The sequence below is a fragment of the Streptomyces sp. NPDC087263 genome (assembly GCF_044744645.1).
Taxonomy (GTDB): Bacteria; Actinomycetota; Actinomycetes; order Streptomycetales; family Streptomycetaceae; genus Streptomyces.
Genome location: NZ_JBIUYT010000001.1, coordinates 212,291 through 228,693, shown reverse-complemented (window position 1 = coordinate 228,693; position 16,403 = coordinate 212,291). Strand labels below are relative to the sequence as shown.

The window sequence follows — 16,403 nt, the reverse complement described above, 5'->3', positions numbered from 1 at the left end:
TGGACTGAAGCCGACCTGTGACGCACGTCGCACGGCCAAGAGGGCACGCCGACCCCGAGGAGAAGCGGCAGCCGCCGACGGCGAGGACCCCCACGGGAGACGCACACCTTCCAACAGGGTGGAAACGGGGGGTGCGCGGGCGGGGAAATCCTGAAGCCGCACCCACCGCCGACGGACGGCCGAAGGTCAGAACGCCGGCCGCTCCGGATCCAACCGAGCGAGCCCCTCCGCAGGGGACGACGCCTCGGCGAAGTGCCGCCGAGGAATCCGCCCCGCACGGTAGGCAAGCCGCCCCGCCTCCACCGCATGCCGCATGCCCTCGGCCATCAGCACCGGCTCCTGCGCCCGCGTCACGGCCGACGCGAGCATCACCCCCGCACACCCCAGCTCCATCGCGAGCGCGGCATCGGACGCCGTACCGGCCCCCGCGTCCAGAATCACCGGCACGCGCGCGTGCTCCACGATCAGCTGGAAGTTGTGCGGGTTCCGGATCCCGAGCCCGGATCCGATCGGCGAGCCCAGCGGCATGATCGCCGCGCACCCGACGTCTTCCAGTTTCCGCGCGAGCACCGGGTCGTCGTTCGTGTACGGCAGCACGATGAATCCGTCGTCCACCAGCGTCTCCGCCGCGTCGAGCAGCTCGATCGGATCGGGCAGCAGTGTGCGCTCGTCGGCGATGACCTCCAGCTTGATCACGTCGGTGCCCAGCGCCTCGCGCGCGAGGCGGGCGGTCAGTACGGCCTCGCCCGCGGTGAAGCAGCCCGCCGTGTTCGGCAGTACCCGGATGCCGAGCCGGTCGAGGACGGACAGCACCGAACCGTGCACGTAAGCGTTTACGCGCCGCATCGCGACCGTCGTCAGCTCCGTGCCGGAGGCGACGAGCGAGCGCTCCAGGACATCCAGGCTCGGCGCACCCCCCGTACCCATGATCAGACGGGACGTGAAGGACGTACCACCGAGGAGAAAGGGATCGTCGGCCATGGGTCAGCCTCCTTGGACGGCGGTGAGGACTTCGACGCGGTCTCCCTCGGAGAGGGCGGTGGACGACCACTGCCCGCGCGGGACGACGGTTTCGTTGAGCGCGGCGGCGACACCGGACGGGGCCGGGGTGAGCGCCGCGACGAGCGTGTCGAGAGCGGTGCCGGCGGCGATCCGCTGCCGCTCTCCGTTGACGAGGACGCTGACGAGGATGCTCATACGGGCTGCTCCGTGCGGGCCGGGCTGAAGCGCTTGGGGGTGAAGGGGCGTGCCACGTCCGGCAGTTCACCGGTGGTCAGGGCATGCGCCATCGCGTCACCGGTGACGGGTGTCAGCAGGACGCCGTTGCGGTAGTGCCCGGTCGCCAGGAGGAGCCCGTCGAGCTCGGTCGGTCCGAGCAGCGGTGCGTTGTCGGGCGAGCCGGGGCGCAGTCCGGCGCGGGTCTCGGTGAGCGGCAGCTCGGTGATCCCGGGGACCAGCTCATGGGCGTCGCGCAGCAACTCGTACACGCCGCCCGCGGTCACCGTCGTGTCCCAGCCGAGCTCCTCGTTGGTCGCGCCGACGACGAGCTCGCCGTTCTCGCGCGGCACCAGGTAGACGTGACTGCCGCGCACGACGGCGCGCACGGTGCGGCTGAGGAAGGGCGCGTACGGCCGTGGCACGGTCAGCCGCAGCACCTGCCCCTTCACGGGGCGCACGGGCGGCAGTACGTCCTCGGGAACGCCCGCGAGGCGCCCACTGAGGCTGCCCGCGGCGAGGACCACCTGCCCGGCCGACAGCTTGCCGCCGTCCCCGGTGACGACTCCCTGGGCCCGGTTCCGTACCACGCCCAGGCGCTCGGCCCACTTGCGGCAAAACACCACTCCGGCCCGCTCGCATGCCGTGACCAGGGCTTTCGCCAGTCGGCGCGGATCGATCTGGTGGTCGCCGTCGACCCGCAGACCGCCACGCACGCCGGGCGCGAGCATCGGCTCCAGGCGGCGGCACTCACGGCCGCTGAGCCACTCCGAGTCGAGCCCCGACTGACGTTGCAGGGTGTGCAGTTCGCGCAGGTGGGCGCGGTCGTCGGCGTCCAGTGCGACGGCCAGGGTGCCGCACCGGCGGTAGCCGAGGTCCTGGCCCGTCGCCTCGGTGAGCTCGGCGACGAAGTCCGGGTAGCGGTGTGCGGAAGCGAGGTTGAGGCCCAGCAGGGTCTGTTCGCCGTAGTGCAGTTCGGTGACGGCGGCGAGCATGCCGGCCGCGACCTGCGCGGCGCCGCCGCCGGGCTCGGGATCCACCAGCGTGGTCGTCAACCCGCGCTGCGCGGCCCGCCAGGCCGTCACCAGCCCGATGATTCCGCCCCCGATGACAAGGACGTCTGAGGTGCCCGATGACAGGGATGTACGAGATGTGTCGGACGGTGTATGCGACATGGGCGTCCAGCCCCTCCCTTCGCCGGCATGACCCGGATCAGGTTCGTACGGTCGGAGGCCGTCCAGCCTCCCTCTCAGCCCGGTGCGTCCGGACTCCCGCGAGTGCTTTACGTTGGCCAGCCTAGCTCGCCGCCGTATGTCTCAGTAAGGGAGCCTCCGTCCGTGGCCCGTTCGCTCGACGGCCTCGTCCTGTCCCCGGTCGCCGACCAGGCGCCGGGTCAGGTGGGTACGCGCACCCGTTTCACGTACCACGAGCGGGACGGCGAGATCTGGGCCGAATACGAAGGCGGCGACGTCGTACGTGGTCATCTCCTGGGTACCCGCGAGGGCGACCGCCTCGACTTCCGGTACGTACAGCTGAAGCGCGACGGCAGCACCTCCTCGGGGCACTGCGTGTCCCGCGTGGCGGAGCTGCCCGGCGGGCGCGTACGCCTGGAGGAGAGCTGGGAGTGGGAGTCGCAGCGGGGCAGCGGGACCAGTGTGGTGGAAGAGGTCCGTCCGAGTGGTGCGGCCCAGCGGTGCGGAGCAGGTCCGTCCTAGCGGTGCGGCCCAGTCGTGCGGAGCAGGTCAGGATGGGTGGCGTGGAGCAGGTCAGGACGGGCGGTGTGGAGCAGGTCACTGAGCACGCCCCCTGACTGACGCATTGTCAGCTGTCTATGGTGATCAGGTGACCGAGGAGACGCAGGTTCAGGAGCGGACGGTACGGCAGGTCGTCGTCGTGGGCGCGGGCATGGCCGGCGTGCAGACCGCGGTAGCCCTGCGGGAACAGGGTTTCGGCGGCGGCGTGACGCTGATCGGGGCGGAGCCGCACCAGCCGTACGACCGGCCACCGCTGTCCAAGGCGGTACTGCTCGGCAAGGCCGAGGGTTCCGCCTTCGACCTCGACTTCGAGGCACTGGACATCGACCTGCGGCTCGGGCGGGAGGCGCTCGGCGTACGCCCCGAAGACCATGAGCTGGACACTGCCGCGGGGCCGGTGCCGTACGACGTCCTGGTGATCGCGACGGGTGCGGAACCGATCCGGCTGCCGGGCGCGGAGGGCGTGCCCGGGGTACATCTGCTGCGCACCCTGGACGACGCCGAGCGGCTGCGTCCCGTGCTCGCCCAGCAGCACGACATCGTGGTGGTGGGGGCGGGCTGGATCGGCGCCGAGTTCGCCACCGCGGCACGTGAGGCGGGGTGCGCGGTGACCGTCATCGAGGCGGCCGACCGGCCGCTCGCCGGGGCGCTGCCCGCCGAGGTGGCCGCGCCGATGGCCGCCTGGTACGCGGACAGCGGGGCCTCGTTGCGCACCCACGCGCGCGTGGAGCGCGTCGAGCCCGGCGCGGTGGTGCTGGACGACGGCTCCCGGGTGCCCGCGGGCGCCGTCGTCGTCGGCATCGGCGCGCGCCCCGCCACCGGCTGGCTCAGCGGCTCCGGCATCGAGCTCGGCGCCCACCGCGAGGTCGTGGCAGACGACCATCTGCGCACCTCGGTGCCGGACGTGTACGCGGTCGGCGACTGCGCTTCCTTCCCTTCGGGAAGGTACGAGGACCGCCTTCTGGTCCACCACTGGGACAACGCCCTGCAGGGTCCGCGCACGGTGGCGGCGAACATCATCGGCGAGTCTCCTGTGGCGTACGACCCCGTCCCGTACTTCTGGTCCGAGCAGTTCGGCCGCTTCGTCCAGTACGTCGGCCACCACGCACCCGCGGACACGACCGTCTGGCGCGGTGACCCGTCCGGCGCCGCCTGGACGGTCTGCTGGCTGCATGACGGCCGTCTGGTCGCCCTCCTCGCGGTGGGCCGGCCCAGGGACCTGGCCCAGGGCCGGAAACTTATCGAGGCGGGCACTCCGATGGACCCGGAGCTGCTGTCGGACCCGTCGCGGCCGCTGAAGACGGCGACGCCGACGCCGTAGCGGGGCTGGTTCGCCGTGGGCGGAACCGGTGCCGGGCGGGCGATCCGGCCGTGCGGTGACCCGATCCGACGGGCGATCCGGCCGCTCTGTGACCCGATCCTGACGGGGCTCGGCTACCGAGTGTCAGTCCGGGATGGCAGGCTTGTCCTGTGACCGAGATTGACGCAAAGATCGATGCTCTCGTCCCCGCCTGGCTCACCCTCCCCGACATCGCCGAACAGTTCGGTGTCGAGGTGACCCGCGTCCGGCAGTTGGTCAGGGAGGGCCAGGTGATCGCCGTACGCCGTGGTGAGAACCGCGCGCTGCACGTCCCCGCCGCTTTCATCGACGGGGTCGAGCAGAAGGTCGTCAAGGGCCTGACAGGCACTTTGACGCTCCTGCGGGACGACGGCTTCTCCGACGAAGAGATGCTCGAGTGGCTCTTCACCCCCGACCCGAGCCTGCCCGGCACCCCCGCGCAGGCTCTCAGCGAGAATCGCGGCACGGAGGTGAAGCGTCGCGCCCAGGCGCTCGCCGTCTGACCGAGACAGACCGTCCGACGTTCGGACCACGGCGGCCATGGACCACCCCGGCCGCCGTGGTCCCCACGCACCGACAACGGGGGTAACACGCATGCCCGACAACACCGCCACCGCGCGCGCCCAGCTCGCCGACGCCCGTGTCTACCTGTGCACGGACGCCCGCAGGCGCCAGGGCGACCTCGCCGATTTCCTGGACGCGGTCCTGGACGGCGGTGTCGACATCGTGCAGTTGCGCGACAAGGGCATGGAGGCGGCCGAGGAGCTGGAGCACCTCCAGGTCTTCGCGGACGCCTGCGCACGCCACGGCAAGCTGCTCGCGGTCAACGACCGGGCGGATGTGGCCCACGCGGCCGGCGCCGACGTGCTGCACCTGGGCCAGGGCGACCTCCCGGTTCCCGCCGCCCGCGCCATCCTCGGCGACGAGATCCTGACAGGCCGCTCCACCCACGCTGAGTCCGAAGCTGCGGCAGCCGCCGTCCAGGAGGGCGTGGACTACTTCTGCACCGGCCCCTGCTGGCCGACCCCCACCAAGCCCGGCCGCCACGCACCCGGCCTGGACCTGGTCCGGTACACGGCCTCGCTGGGCACCGACCGCCCCTGGTTCGCCATCGGCGGCATCGACCTGGGCAACCTCGACGAGGTGCTGGAGGCGGGCGCCCGCCGCGCCGTCGTGGTGCGGGCGATCACCGAGGCGGACGACCCGGGAGCGGCGGCGGCGGAGTTCGCGAAGCGGCTGCGCGGCGTACAGCTGCTGTCCGAGTAACCGTCGGGGAGAGTTCCCCCGAATGGTTGTCGGATTGGCTGAATAGTTGGCTGGCCGCTGTCCGAGGAGTGGACAAGAATTCGACAAATCGGACAATTCTCGGCCGTGCGGTTGGGGGACCCGATCCCCCTGGCTAACCTGCGGGTATGGCCCTCGGATCTGCTTCCACCAGGACTGACCACGCACGAACCGTGCGCGACATGCTCGCGACCGGCAACAAGACGTACTCGTTCGAGTTCTCCGCGCCGAAGACCCCCAAGGGCGAGCGGAACCTGTGGAACGCGCTGCGTCGGGTGGAGGCGGTCGCACCCGACTTCGTCTCGGTGACGTACGGGGCCGGTGGATCCACCCGTGCGGGCACGGTCAAGGAGACGGAGCAGATCGTCGCCGACACGACGCTCACCCCGGTCGCCCACCTCACCGCGGTCAACCACTCCATCGCGGAGCTGCGCAACATCATCGGCCAGTACGCGGACGCCGGGATCCGCAACATCCTCGCCGTGCGCGGCGACCCGCCCGGCGACCCCATGGGCGACTGGGTGCCGCACCCCCAGGGCCTGACCTACGCGGCCGATCTCGTCCGTCTCATCAAGGAGTCCGGCGACTTCTGTGTCGGTGTCGCGGCCTTCCCCGAGATGCACCCGCGCTCCGAGGCCTGGGACCTGGACACCGAGCACTTCGTCGACAAGTGCCGCGCCGGCGCCGACTACGCGATCACGCAGATGTTCTTCCATCCCGAGTCGTATCTCCGCCTGCGTGACCGCGTCGCCGCGGCCGGCTGTACGACCCCGGTGATTCCCGAGGTCATGCCGGTGACGAGTGTGAAGATGCTGGAGAGGCTTCCGCAGCTCAGCAATGCCTCGTTCCCGGACGTTCTGAAAGAGCGGATCCTCACAGCCAAAGATGATGCGGCGGCTGTACGCTCCATTGGCATCGAGTTCGCGACGGAGTTCTGCGCGAGACTGTTGGCCGAGGGAGTCCCCGGACTGCACTTCATTACGCTCAACAACTCCACGGCAACGCTGGAAATTTACGACAATCTGGGTCTGCACCATCCGTAGCAGGCCTAGACCGGTTGCACCCGCGTACGACACACTGCGTAGCGGCCACTGGGAGAGGGGCGTACATGGGCTGGACGGTCCTCTATATCGCTTTCGGCGTCGTCGCGCTCTGGCTGCTCGGCGAGGTCCTGCTGCAGTACAAGGCGAGGCTCCGCTACCGACTGCTCGCCTTCGCGGGCTTCCTCGGCGTGGTCCTCGGTGTGCTGATTCCCTCCGTTGTGGTCATCGGCCTGGGCGCCGCGGCGTTCGCGGTCGGGCAGACGTACGTGACGATGTCGTTCCGCCGCGGGTTCGCGGAAGGCTGGGCCGTCGGCAACCGCCAGGGCGCCGACAAGACCAAGGGCAAGAGCAAGCGTCGCCGCGGTGAGCCGGAGCGCCAGGATCCGTCGCTGGAGGTCTCCGGCCTCGAAGCGGCCGACACCACGGCATTTGCGCAGCAGGACGAGTTCGCCGGCGATGACGACGTCTTCTCGCCCGCGCAGTCCGACCGCTTCATGCCGCCGGGTTCGGGTGAGCCCGGCCCCGCCGAGAGCACCTCTGTGTACGAGCCGCAGCCCCTGCCCGACGACACCGGCTCCTACGGCGTATACGACGCCGCCGCGTATGCGGCAGCGGCCGACCAGTCCTACGCGTCCGCCGCCCAGGGCCAGGACCAGCAGGCCTATGCATCCGCCGCCCAGGGCCAGGACCAGCAGGCCTATGCGTACGACGGCTACTCGGGCTACGACCAGCAGCAGTACGGCTACGACAACAACGGTCAGCAGCAGTACGCCGCCTACTCCGACCCGTACATCGGCACGCAGACGTACAGCGGTGCCTCGTACGACAACACCACCTACGGCGGCGGCGAGCAGCAGCAGTACGCGCAGCAGGGCTACGGGCAGGACCAGTACGCCGCCGGTACGTACGGTGACGGCACCCCTCCCGGTGGCGTCTGGGTGCCGCAGCAGCGCACCGACGAGTACGGCGGCGAACTCCCGCCGGAGCAGCCGTACCCGTACCAGGAGAACGGCAACGGCAACGGCACCAACAACGGCACTGGGTACGACGATCAGCAGTACCGGTACTGAGGGGCGGCACTCCCGGTACGGAAGGCGGTATCCGGTACCGAGGAGTGGCGCCTGGTGCTGAGGCGGCGCCGGTGCTGAGGAACGCTATCCGGTGCTGAGGAGCGGCCTCCGGCGCTGAAAGCGGCCGCCGGTACTGAGGCCGGCCCGCACCGGACTTGGTGCTGCGACCCACTTCTCCTTCAGCGTGCCGGGATCACTGCGAGCCCCGGAACTCCGGTCCTTCCACGATCAGTCCGGCCACCAGCGCGCCCGACATACCCGCGTGGGGCAGGCCGCCGCCCGGGTGGGCCCAGCCGCCGACCGCGAACAGGCCCGGCAGGCGAGTGCTGTTCGCGGGGTGCAGCCGAGTCCCTGCCGCGCCCGACAGCGAGGGCGCGGGTATGCCGCCGCCCTGGGCGCCGGTCTCCTCCTCCGTGTGCACGGGAGTGCGCACTTCGCGCCACAGCACCCGCTCACGCAGCCCCGGCACGGCCCGCTCGGCGGCGGCGGCCATACGGTCCGCGAAAGCCTCCGCGACCCCGGCCGCCGCCCAGTCGTGGTGGGCATGGGACGGCACCGTCGACGTGAGCACCACCGACTCGTGCGCGTCATCGGGGCGCAGCCGCGGGTCGTTCGGCCGGTCGACCCACACGGTCGGCCGCTCGGGCGGTGTACCGGGCCCGAAGAGGTCGAGCTCCGCCTCCCGGTCGGTGGTGTGGACGACCGTGCGGTGCGCGGTGCCGTCCTGGCGCGCGCCGCGCAGCGCGAGACAGACCACGACCTTCCCGGCGAAGAGGCTCTCCGGGGCCGGCTGCACGTCCCCCTCCACATACAGCTCGGGACGGCTCAGGCCGCTCAGCCGCCAGGGTCCGCTGCCGACGACCGTGTCCGCCTCGGCGACGGTCCCGTCCCGCAGCTCGACCCCCGCGGCCCGGCCGTCCTTCTCGACGACCCCCGTGACCTCGGCGCCGAAGACGAACTCGACCTTCCGGGCCAGGCACCGCTCGTACACCGCGCGCGCCAACTCCCTTGTCCCACCGCGCACATACCAGGTGCCGAAGGCGTGCTCCATGTACGGCAGAACGGCGGCGCTCGCCGGGGCGACGCGCGGGTCCAGCCCGTACGCGAGTGCGTGGCTCTCCAGGAGGGCACTCAGGCGCGGGTCGCGCAGCTCCCAGGCGCCGACCTCGGCGAGGGTGGCGGCCCGCCGGGTGCGCAACAGCCGCTTGTGCGGCACCGCGGGGTAGGGCTCTCGGCCGGCGAGCACCTGCCAGTTGGGCCACAGGGGCTCCTCCAGGAGCGGCCTGCGCGTGCGGTCCCAGGCCTCGCGTGCCCGCACCAGGAAGTCGCCCCACCGGTCGCCCGCTCCCGCGCCGAGTGCCTCGGTCAGTGCGGTGACGACGCCCGCGCGGGACGCGTTCGGCAAGGAGACGTCCGTGCCGTCCGCGAAGACATGGCGTGAGGACGGGTCCACCTGGACGAGCTCGACGCACGCCTCCAGCGGCTCCTTGCCCGTCTTGAGGAACAGGTCGCGATAGACCGCCGGCAGCGGCAGCAGCCCCGGGCCCGTGTCGAAGGCGAAACCGTCGCGCTCGACACGGCGCACCGCACCGCCGTACGTCGCCGTGCGCTCGTACACCACCACCCGGTGGCCCGCGACGGCCAGCCGGGCGGCGGCCGCCATCGCGCCCATCCCGGCGCCCATCACCGCAATTCGTGCCATGCCAGGGACCTTATCGGCCCCCACTGACAATCCCGCCCGGCGGTCAGTCGGGCGATCGTCCCACCCGCGCCGCCAGCTGTTTCTCCTCCCGGCGCTGGGCCCTGCGGCGCCGGAACCGTCTGATCCGCGAGACCAGGAAGAAGAGCACCACAAGACCGGCGAGCAGCAGGGCGCCCGCGATGATCGCGGCGGCCTCGGGGTGGAACATCGCGAAGGTGAGGATCCCCGCGACCCCGAGATCCTCGGCGGTGCTCATGAGGACGTTGCTGAACGGCTCGGGCGAGGTGTTGATCGCCATCCGTGTCCCGGCCTTGACGGTGTGGCTCGCCAGCGCGGTCGAACCGCCGATCGCGCCCGCCGCCAGATCGGGAAGCGAACCGCTCTGTCCGGCGAGCAGCGCGCCGACCACGGCACCCGACACGGGCCGGATCACCGTGTGCACGGAGTCCCACACCGAGTCCACGTACGGGATCTTGTCGGCGACCGCCTCACAGAGGAAAAGAACGCCGGCTGTGACGAGGATCTCAGGGCGCTGAAGGGACGCCGGGACGTCGTCGCTGAGGCCGGTCGCGCCGAAGAGGCCGAGGAGCAGCACCACCGCGTACGCGTTGATGCCGCTGGCCCAGCCGCTGGTGAAGACCAGGGGGAGTACGGACACGGAGGCGATCGTAACCAGTCGGCAATGGTGCGTCCTGGGCTTGAGAGCGCAGGGCTGAGTACTCGTACCTAGTGGGTGAGATGAGTACGCGCGCGGATGGGCCCGACCTGCGTGAACGACAGAGTGGAGACACGGAAGGGGGCGCGGCTCCGGTACCGCCGACACGGGGCGGCGGAACGGTTCTCGCGCCCTTGGCCGCTCCTTCCGCCGATTCGTCGGCGGGAGTGAGACAACGGGGGACCCGGGGATGACCGGTCGGGGTCCAACGGGGGAGTACTGGGGGAGTACGGGGGAGTACGGCGAAGCGCCGGTTCGAGTGGCCCGCGGGGGACGCGGCCACATCGGACCGGCGCTTTCGTGTGTGCCGGGTGCGCGGTGGGTCTCAGCGGTTGCCGCTCACACGGCCCTGGAGCAGCCGTGAGAGGGCCGCGTGGACGTCGTCCAGGGAGCGCTCGGGCTGGAAGGCCTGCCAGTCCAGGGCGGCCACCAGGACCATGCCGACCAGCGCGGCAGCTGTCAGCGGGATGTCGATCTCGTCGCTGAGCTCGCCGTTCGCCACGCCGTCGCGCAGGACGTCCTCGACGACCGCGACCGCCTGCTGGCGGACCACCAGAAGCGTGGACTGCCAGGCGCGGTTGGTGCGCCACAGCTCGGCCACGTAGAGCTGGGTGAAGGCCGGGTAGCGGTCGATGAAGACGAGCCCGGCCCGGATCATCGCGTCCAGTGCGTCGACCTTGCTGCCGCCGTCCCTGGCGGTCTTCTCGGCCGCCTCCCGGAGGGAGGCGGTGAGGAGGCCGACGCCGTGCTTCAGCAGCTCTTCGAAGAGGACCGACTTGCTCGCGAAGTTGTAGTAGACCGTGCCTTTCGCGACCCCGGCGCGCTCGGCGATCTCGTCCACCGTGGTGGCGGAGAAGCCCTGTTCGGCGATGAGGGTGACGGCCGCCTCGTAGAGCTTCTGGCGGGTCGCCTCGCGGCGGCTGCCGCCGGCTGCCGTGGTGTTGCTGCTTTCCATGGCCCTGATTGTCACAGGAACGCTCCCGCGCGCGATCACAGGCTCAGCTCCGGGTGCAGCCGATCGAGGGTCCAGACCTGCTTACGGCGTGCGGACAGGGCGGTGAGGGCCAGAGCGCCCACGGTGAAGGCCGCGAGGACGGCGCACGCCTGCCAGACCGGGCCGAGGCCGCCTCCCGTGATGAGCCTCCTGAGGGCCTCGACCGCGTAACTCATCGGCAGGAAGGGGTGGATCGCGTTGAAGAAGCCCGGACTGGTCTGGACGGGGTAGGTGCCGCCCGCCGACGTCAGCTGGAGCATCAGGAAGGCGAGGACGAGGATCCGGCCGGCCGCTCCGAAGCGTGCGTTCAGCCACTGCACGATCGCCGCGAAGCACGCCGTCACCAGGAACAGGAAGCCCACCGTCCCGGCCGCGTGCGCCATCTCCAGGCCGATCGCCCAGTGCAGCACGGACATCAGGGCCGCCGTCTGCAGCACCCCTAGGGCGGCCACCGGCAGCCAGCCCGCCAGCGCGATGCGCCAGGCCGAGCCGCCCGCCGCGAGCGCGCGCCGGTTGAGCGGCTGAATCAGCATGTATGCCACCATCGCGCCCACCCACAAGGACAGCGGGATGAAGTACGGGGCGAAGCCGGTGCCGTAGTTGGGCGCCTCGTGGAGGTCCTGCGAGGCGAGCCGCACCGGGTCCGACATGACCTCGGTCCGCTGGTCGCGGTCCTGTTTGTCGTAGTCGGGAATCTGTCCGGCACCGTCATGGAGGCCTTCGGCGAGCGTCCCGGAGCCGTCGGCGAGCTTGTACAGGCCGGCGTCCAGGTCGCTCGCGCCCGTCTTCAGCTTCCCGACACCCGTGTCGAGGTCCGCCGCACCGGTTTTGGCCGTGCCGAGCCCCGAGTGCAGCGTCTTCGCCCCGTCGGCGACCTTCCCGGCGCCCTTGTTCAACTCGTTGATCTTGGAGACGGCGTCGGTGAGGTCCTCGGAGAGGTCCGGCGAGCGGTCGGCGAGCGCCTGGGCCTGCTTCTGGAGCGTGGCCAGGTTCTTGTCGAGCGTGTCGAGATCGCCGTCCTGGTCCTCGATCAGCGTGTTGACGTCGTCGGCGACCGTGGCCACGTCCGCGGCCGCCTGCTTGGCCTTCTTCAGGTCGGGGCATGCGGCGTCGGGGACCGGCAGGGTCTCGCAGCGTGCCTGGTAGACCGTGTCCAGGGTGGCGGCGGCCGTGTGGGCGCCCTTGGCGGCGGCCGGCGCCGTCCTCACCAGGGTGTCCAGGTCGCCGCGGATCCCCGAGGCGGCGTCGGCGACCAGCTGGGCCGTGTCACCGATCGACTTCTCGTTGTCCTTCAGGAAGGGGCCCACCTCGTCCGCGACCCCGTTGACCTTGTCGGCCAGGGTCTGTGTACCGTCCGCGACCTGCCGTGAGCCGTCCTCCAGGTCGCCCGCACCCGTGTTGAGCTTCTTCAGGCCCGAGGAGAGCTTCCCGCTGCCCGCCTTGGCGTCCTTCAGGCCGTCCGCGAGATCCTCGGCCCCCTTCTCCGCCGTGCCGATCCCGCTCTCCAGCCTGTCGGCCCCCTTGGCAGCCTTCTCGGTCTCCCCGTGGATGTCCGAGAAGGAGACGAAGATCCTGTCGAGGAACGACCGGGAGGCCTTCGTGGACGCAGCCGTGCGCACCTCGCTGAACACCGTCCGGGAGATCTGCCCGACGATGTAGTTGTTCGCGTCGTTCGTGCGCACCTGGAGCGCGCCCGTCTCCGGCGACTCACCGGAACTGGAGGCGATCCGCTCGCTGAAGTCGCTCGGCATCGTCAACGACAGGTAGTACGTGCCGTTCTCGACGCCCTCCCTGGCCTCGGCCGCGCCCACCTCGTGCCACTCGAAGGTGTCGCTGTCGCGCAGCCCCTTGGTGATGTCGTCGCCCGCAGTCAGCTTCTTGCCCGCGGCCGTCGCCCCCTTGTCGTCGTTCACGAGCGCCACGGGGATGCGGTCGAGACGGCCGTACGGGTCCCAGAACGACCACAAGTAGAGGGCGCCGTAGAGCAGGGGCAGCAGCAGGAGCGCGGCCAGCGCGGCCCGCGGGAGCTTGCCCCTGCCGAAGCGCCTGAGCTCAAGCGAGGCCAGTCTCGGCGAGCGCATCGGCCGTCTCCTTGTTGTCGTTGTCGTTGTTGTTGCCGTTGTTGTTGCCGTTGTCGGGGTTCGTGCCGTACTCGTCGTTGTGCTGCTGCTCGGCCGCGGTTTCCGGCACGTCCTCGGGCCTGGTGGACACGATGACGGCGTCCTCCGGAGCCTCGTGGCACACCGCGACGACCGTGGTCCCGGACTCGGCGAGCGACCTCAACAGCGCCCAGGCCTCGGCCCGTTCGGCATCCGACAGCTTGAGGTCCAGGTCGTCGACGGCGAGCAGGCGCGGACGGCCGACGAGGGCCAGCGCGACGGACAGCCGCAGCGCCTCCAGGCGTTCCAGATCGCGTACGGACGTCCGCGAGCCCTTGGGCAGCGTCTCCCGGTCGAGCCCGGCGGTGGCCAGAGCGGTGTCGATCCGCAGCTTCGCCTCGTTCACCCGCTCGGCACGCGGTCGCAGCAGCCCCCGCAGCGAGCCTCCGAACCGCCGTTGCAGCAGCGCCCGTTCCAGCAGGTGCTCCCCCACGGTCAGCGCCGGGTCCAGGTCGGTGACGCCGGGGACATGGGCCGGCGCGCTGATCCGGCGGACCGCGGACATCTGCCCGGGCAGCCGGAAGGGGCCGATCGTGGCCTGTCCCTCGCTGGGTTTCATCCGCCCGGCGAGCGCCAGCAGCAGACAGGTCCGGCCGGAACCGGACGGCCCCACCACCGCGATCAGCGAACCGGGTCCGGCCGTGAACCCCACGTCCCGGAACGCCCAGCCGCGCGGCCCCTTGAGCCCGAACCCCTCGGCACTGACGGCGACTCCGCGGTGCTCGCCCACAGCTCCCCCTCTTCGAGCCGACCGTAGGCCGACTTTTGAACTGACTGGTCAGTGCAAAAAGTATCTCGAACTGTCGATCGAAGCAAAAGTGCAGGTCAGACCGGATTGTCAGTGGCATACCTCACGATGGACACATACGGCCACAGAGCCGTCACACAGACGACAGGAGGTTCGTCATGGCCAACTCATCCGCAGCCGCCTCCCACCGGCGCCGCGCCTCCGGCCCTGCCCCCTCACTGACCGGCCCGGCGAGCGACGTACACCCCGTGCTCCGCCGGGCCACGGCCCCACCCGCCGCCCTCGAACTGCTTGCGCAAGCCCACGCCGGACTTGACGAGGCGACCGCCCTCGAAACGCCCAACGAGCGCTACGCGACGGCGCACTTGGCCGCCCTGCGCACCGCCGCCGCCGTCCTGGCCGCGCGGGGACGCCCCGAACCCACCCCCCGACGCAGGGCACGCATCCGGAGCGCCTGGGAGGTGCTTCCCGAAATCGCGCCCGAACTCGCCGAGTGGAGCGCGCTGTTCGCCTCCGGAGCGACCCGCCGCGCCCGCGCCGAGGCGGGCATACAGGGCGCGGTGGGCAGCCGCGACGCCGACGACCTGATACGCGACGTGGCGATGTTCCTGCGCCTCGTCGAGCGGATGCTGGTACTGCAGCCCGTGCTGCCCCAGCCCCGGCAGGACGAAGACCACCAAGTCCCGGACGCGGGCTGACCGGCACGGCGGCCGCGGAGCACCCTTTCCCGGGCGAGCCACGTGGGGTTCGTGACTCCGGAGCCGGTCGGCGATGATCGCTTCGCCGCCCACTAGGGTGGAAGTGCCTGAAGCCTTCCGGCCCGAAAAGGGCACTGGAAGTCCCCCCGATCGCTCCGCCGTGCAAGAGGCGGTGCCGCGCCGAGGAGTCAACTGCCGTGCCGGACCCGATGCGCCCTCGCGCCTCTCTCCGTACCGCCGTGGTCTGGGAGGTACTCAAGGACGCCCTGGACCGCAGGGTCAAAGCCACCGGCCGGGAGTCCCTGGACGTCCTCGACACCGGGGGCGGCAGCGGCAACTTCGCGGTGCCCGTGGCCCGCCTCGGGCACCGCGTCACCGTCGTCGACCCCAGTCCGAACGCGCTGTTCGCGCTGGAGCGCCGGGCCGCCGAGGCCTCGGTCGCCGGCCGGGTGCACGGCGTCCAGGGCGACGCGCACGGCCTCTTCGACGTCGTCGAGCGCGGTGGCTACGACGCGGTGCTGTGCCACGGGGTCCTGGAGTACGTGGACGACCCGGCCCAGGGCGTCCGCAACGTGGTGGACGCCCTGCGCCCCGAAGGCGTCCTCAGCCTCCTCGCCGCCGGCCTGGGCGGAGCCGTGCTGGCCCGCGCACTCGCCGGGCACTTCACGGAGGCCAGGCAGGCGCTCCGTGACCCGGACGGACGCTGGGGTGAGGGTGATCCCGTACCCCACCGTTTCACCGCCGAACAGCTCACCGAACTCGTCGAGGGCGCGGGCCTGAACGTCGCCGCCGTACACGGCGTGCGGGTCTTCGCCGACCTGGTCCCCGGCGTCCTCGTGGACACCGAGCCCGGAGCCCTGGAGGCACTGCTGAAACTGGAGGCGGCAGCGGCCGAACTCCCTGCGTTCCACTCTGTGGCGACGCAGCTTCATGTGCTCGGTGAGACACCGGGGACCGTTGAGGGCTGAGTCGCCCGCCGTGGTGCACCGCTGATCAGGGACTTGACTGCAGATGGAGTACGCCACAGGCCCCCCGATCGGGCGCTCGGCGCCGTATGATCGGGGGAGACCGTTTCGGCATGACAGGCCGTTCGCCGGGGAATGTACGCCTCAGTGGAGCTGGGTGTCATGGCGGCTTCCGGTCAGCGAATTGGCGTAGAGGGGCGGGTTTCACGGGGGCGATTCCCTGCCTATCCTGAAGGGGACCCCCGGTCGCCCCGGCGACTGCACGATGAGGAGGACTCCGTGCCGCTCTCGGAGCACGAGCAGCGAATGCTCGAGCAGATGGAGCGAGCGCTGTACGCCGAAGATCCCAAGTTCGCGACAGCGCTTGAGGGAAGCGGGCTGCGTACGTACACCCGACGACGGGTGTACCAGGCGGTCGCGGGCTTCCTTGTGGGTATCGCGCTCCTCATGGCCGGAATGGTCACGGTGCAGATCTGGCTGAGCGTGGTGGGTTTTCTCGTCATGCTGGGCTGCGCGGTGCTCGCCGTCACCGGTTGGCGCAAGGCCCCCAAACCCGGTGAGCAGCCGACCGTGCCAGGCGGCGCGCCGGCCGCACGCGGTCAGGGCCGACAGCGCCGCTCCTTGATGGACCGTATCGAACAACGTTGGCAGCGCCGCCGCGACGAACAGGGCCAGTAGCCCTCCGAGCGCCGCAGTCACAGACATTCCGTGAGGGGG

The 16,403-nt window shown here is 71.0% G+C and carries 17 protein-coding genes and 1 riboswitch; of the genes, 9 read left to right on the top strand and 8 right to left on the bottom strand.

Going from position 1 to position 16,403, the window contains the following annotated elements; all coding sequences use genetic code 11:
• Positions 1-186: 186 nt before the first annotated feature.
• The 3 genes from ACIPC1_RS01040 to thiO form a co-directional block, all read right to left on the bottom strand.
• Entirely contained in the window at positions 187-981 is a 795-nt protein-coding gene (locus tag ACIPC1_RS01040) for a thiazole synthase (RefSeq protein WP_402512203.1), read from the bottom strand.
• Positions 982-984: 3 nt separating this feature from the next.
• Positions 985-1,197, bottom strand: coding sequence for a sulfur carrier protein ThiS (gene thiS, locus ACIPC1_RS01035; RefSeq protein WP_384386710.1), 213 nt, complete (start codon positions 1,195-1,197; stop codon positions 985-987).
• Complete coding sequence (gene thiO, locus ACIPC1_RS01030; RefSeq protein WP_402512201.1) at positions 1,194-2,390, bottom strand: glycine oxidase ThiO; 1,197 nt, start codon at positions 2,388-2,390, stop codon at positions 1,194-1,196. Before thiO ends, thiS begins: the two co-directional genes overlap by 4 nt.
• A riboswitch (TPP riboswitch) is annotated at positions 2,388-2,500 on the bottom strand. Its footprint overlaps the gene before it by 3 nt.
• Before the next feature lie 52 nt (positions 2,501-2,552).
• Between thiO and ACIPC1_RS01025 the strand changes: the two genes are divergently transcribed.
• From ACIPC1_RS01025 to ACIPC1_RS01000, 6 genes are all read left to right on the top strand, one after another.
• Entirely contained in the window at positions 2,553-2,930 is a 378-nt protein-coding gene (locus ACIPC1_RS01025; RefSeq protein WP_402512200.1) for a hypothetical protein, read from the top strand.
• 127 nt (positions 2,931-3,057) lie between these two features.
• Complete coding sequence (locus ACIPC1_RS01020; protein WP_402512198.1) at positions 3,058-4,290, top strand: NAD(P)/FAD-dependent oxidoreductase; 1,233 nt, start codon at positions 3,058-3,060, stop codon at positions 4,288-4,290.
• Positions 4,291-4,439: 149 nt separating this feature from the next.
• On the top strand, positions 4,440-4,811 hold the full coding sequence (locus ACIPC1_RS01015; RefSeq protein ID WP_402512197.1) for an Rv2175c family DNA-binding protein: 372 nt from the start codon (positions 4,440-4,442) through the stop codon (positions 4,809-4,811).
• Between the two features lie 91 nt (positions 4,812-4,902).
• Complete coding sequence (gene thiE / locus ACIPC1_RS01010; RefSeq protein WP_402512195.1) at positions 4,903-5,574, top strand: thiamine phosphate synthase; 672 nt, start codon at positions 4,903-4,905, stop codon at positions 5,572-5,574.
• Between the two features lie 146 nt (positions 5,575-5,720).
• Positions 5,721-6,635 (top strand): methylenetetrahydrofolate reductase [NAD(P)H], encoded by a 915-nt coding sequence (gene metF / locus ACIPC1_RS01005; protein WP_402512193.1) that lies wholly within the window; start codon positions 5,721-5,723, stop codon positions 6,633-6,635.
• Between the two features lie 65 nt (positions 6,636-6,700).
• Positions 6,701-7,705 (top strand): hypothetical protein, encoded by a 1,005-nt coding sequence (locus ACIPC1_RS01000; protein ID WP_402512191.1) that lies wholly within the window; start codon positions 6,701-6,703, stop codon positions 7,703-7,705.
• 193 nt (positions 7,706-7,898) lie between these two features.
• On the opposite strand, the gene ACIPC1_RS00995 is transcribed toward ACIPC1_RS01000, so the two are convergent.
• The 5 genes from ACIPC1_RS00995 to ACIPC1_RS00975 form a co-directional block, all read right to left on the bottom strand.
• The gene (locus ACIPC1_RS00995; RefSeq protein ID WP_402512189.1) at positions 7,899-9,407 is read right to left on the bottom strand and encodes a phytoene desaturase family protein; all 1,509 of its coding nucleotides are present in this window, start codon (positions 9,405-9,407) and stop codon (positions 7,899-7,901) included.
• Positions 9,408-9,450: 43 nt separating this feature from the next.
• Positions 9,451-10,065 (bottom strand): DUF4126 domain-containing protein, encoded by a 615-nt coding sequence (locus ACIPC1_RS00990; protein WP_402512187.1) that lies wholly within the window; start codon positions 10,063-10,065, stop codon positions 9,451-9,453.
• 382 nt (positions 10,066-10,447) lie between these two features.
• Positions 10,448-11,077: a TetR/AcrR family transcriptional regulator gene (locus ACIPC1_RS00985; RefSeq protein WP_402512185.1), complete on the bottom strand. Its 630-nt coding sequence runs from the start codon at positions 11,075-11,077 to the stop codon at positions 10,448-10,450.
• Positions 11,078-11,112: 35 nt separating this feature from the next.
• Positions 11,113-13,197 (bottom strand): YhgE/Pip family protein, encoded by a 2,085-nt coding sequence (locus tag ACIPC1_RS00980; protein ID WP_402512184.1) that lies wholly within the window; start codon positions 13,195-13,197, stop codon positions 11,113-11,115.
• On the bottom strand, positions 13,169-14,005 hold the full coding sequence (locus ACIPC1_RS00975; protein WP_402512182.1) for an ATP-binding cassette domain-containing protein: 837 nt from the start codon (positions 14,003-14,005) through the stop codon (positions 13,169-13,171). The genes ACIPC1_RS00980 and ACIPC1_RS00975 overlap by 29 nt, the downstream gene beginning before the upstream one ends.
• Before the next feature lie 176 nt (positions 14,006-14,181).
• Here ACIPC1_RS00975 and ACIPC1_RS00970 point away from each other — a divergent pair, with 176 nt between their 5' ends.
• The 3 genes from ACIPC1_RS00970 to ACIPC1_RS00960 all read left to right on the top strand — a co-directional run bounded on the left by ACIPC1_RS00970 (position 14,182) and on the right by ACIPC1_RS00960 (position 16,364).
• Positions 14,182-14,721: an SAV_6107 family HEPN domain-containing protein gene (locus ACIPC1_RS00970; protein ID WP_384386743.1), complete on the top strand. Its 540-nt coding sequence runs from the start codon at positions 14,182-14,184 to the stop codon at positions 14,719-14,721.
• Positions 14,722-14,918: 197 nt separating this feature from the next.
• The gene (locus ACIPC1_RS00965; protein WP_402512179.1) at positions 14,919-15,689 is read left to right on the top strand and encodes a class I SAM-dependent methyltransferase; all 771 of its coding nucleotides are present in this window, start codon (positions 14,919-14,921) and stop codon (positions 15,687-15,689) included.
• 276 nt (positions 15,690-15,965) lie between these two features.
• Positions 15,966-16,364, top strand: coding sequence for a DUF3040 domain-containing protein (locus ACIPC1_RS00960; RefSeq protein ID WP_388677151.1), 399 nt, complete (start codon positions 15,966-15,968; stop codon positions 16,362-16,364).
• Positions 16,365-16,403: the final 39 nt, after the last annotated feature.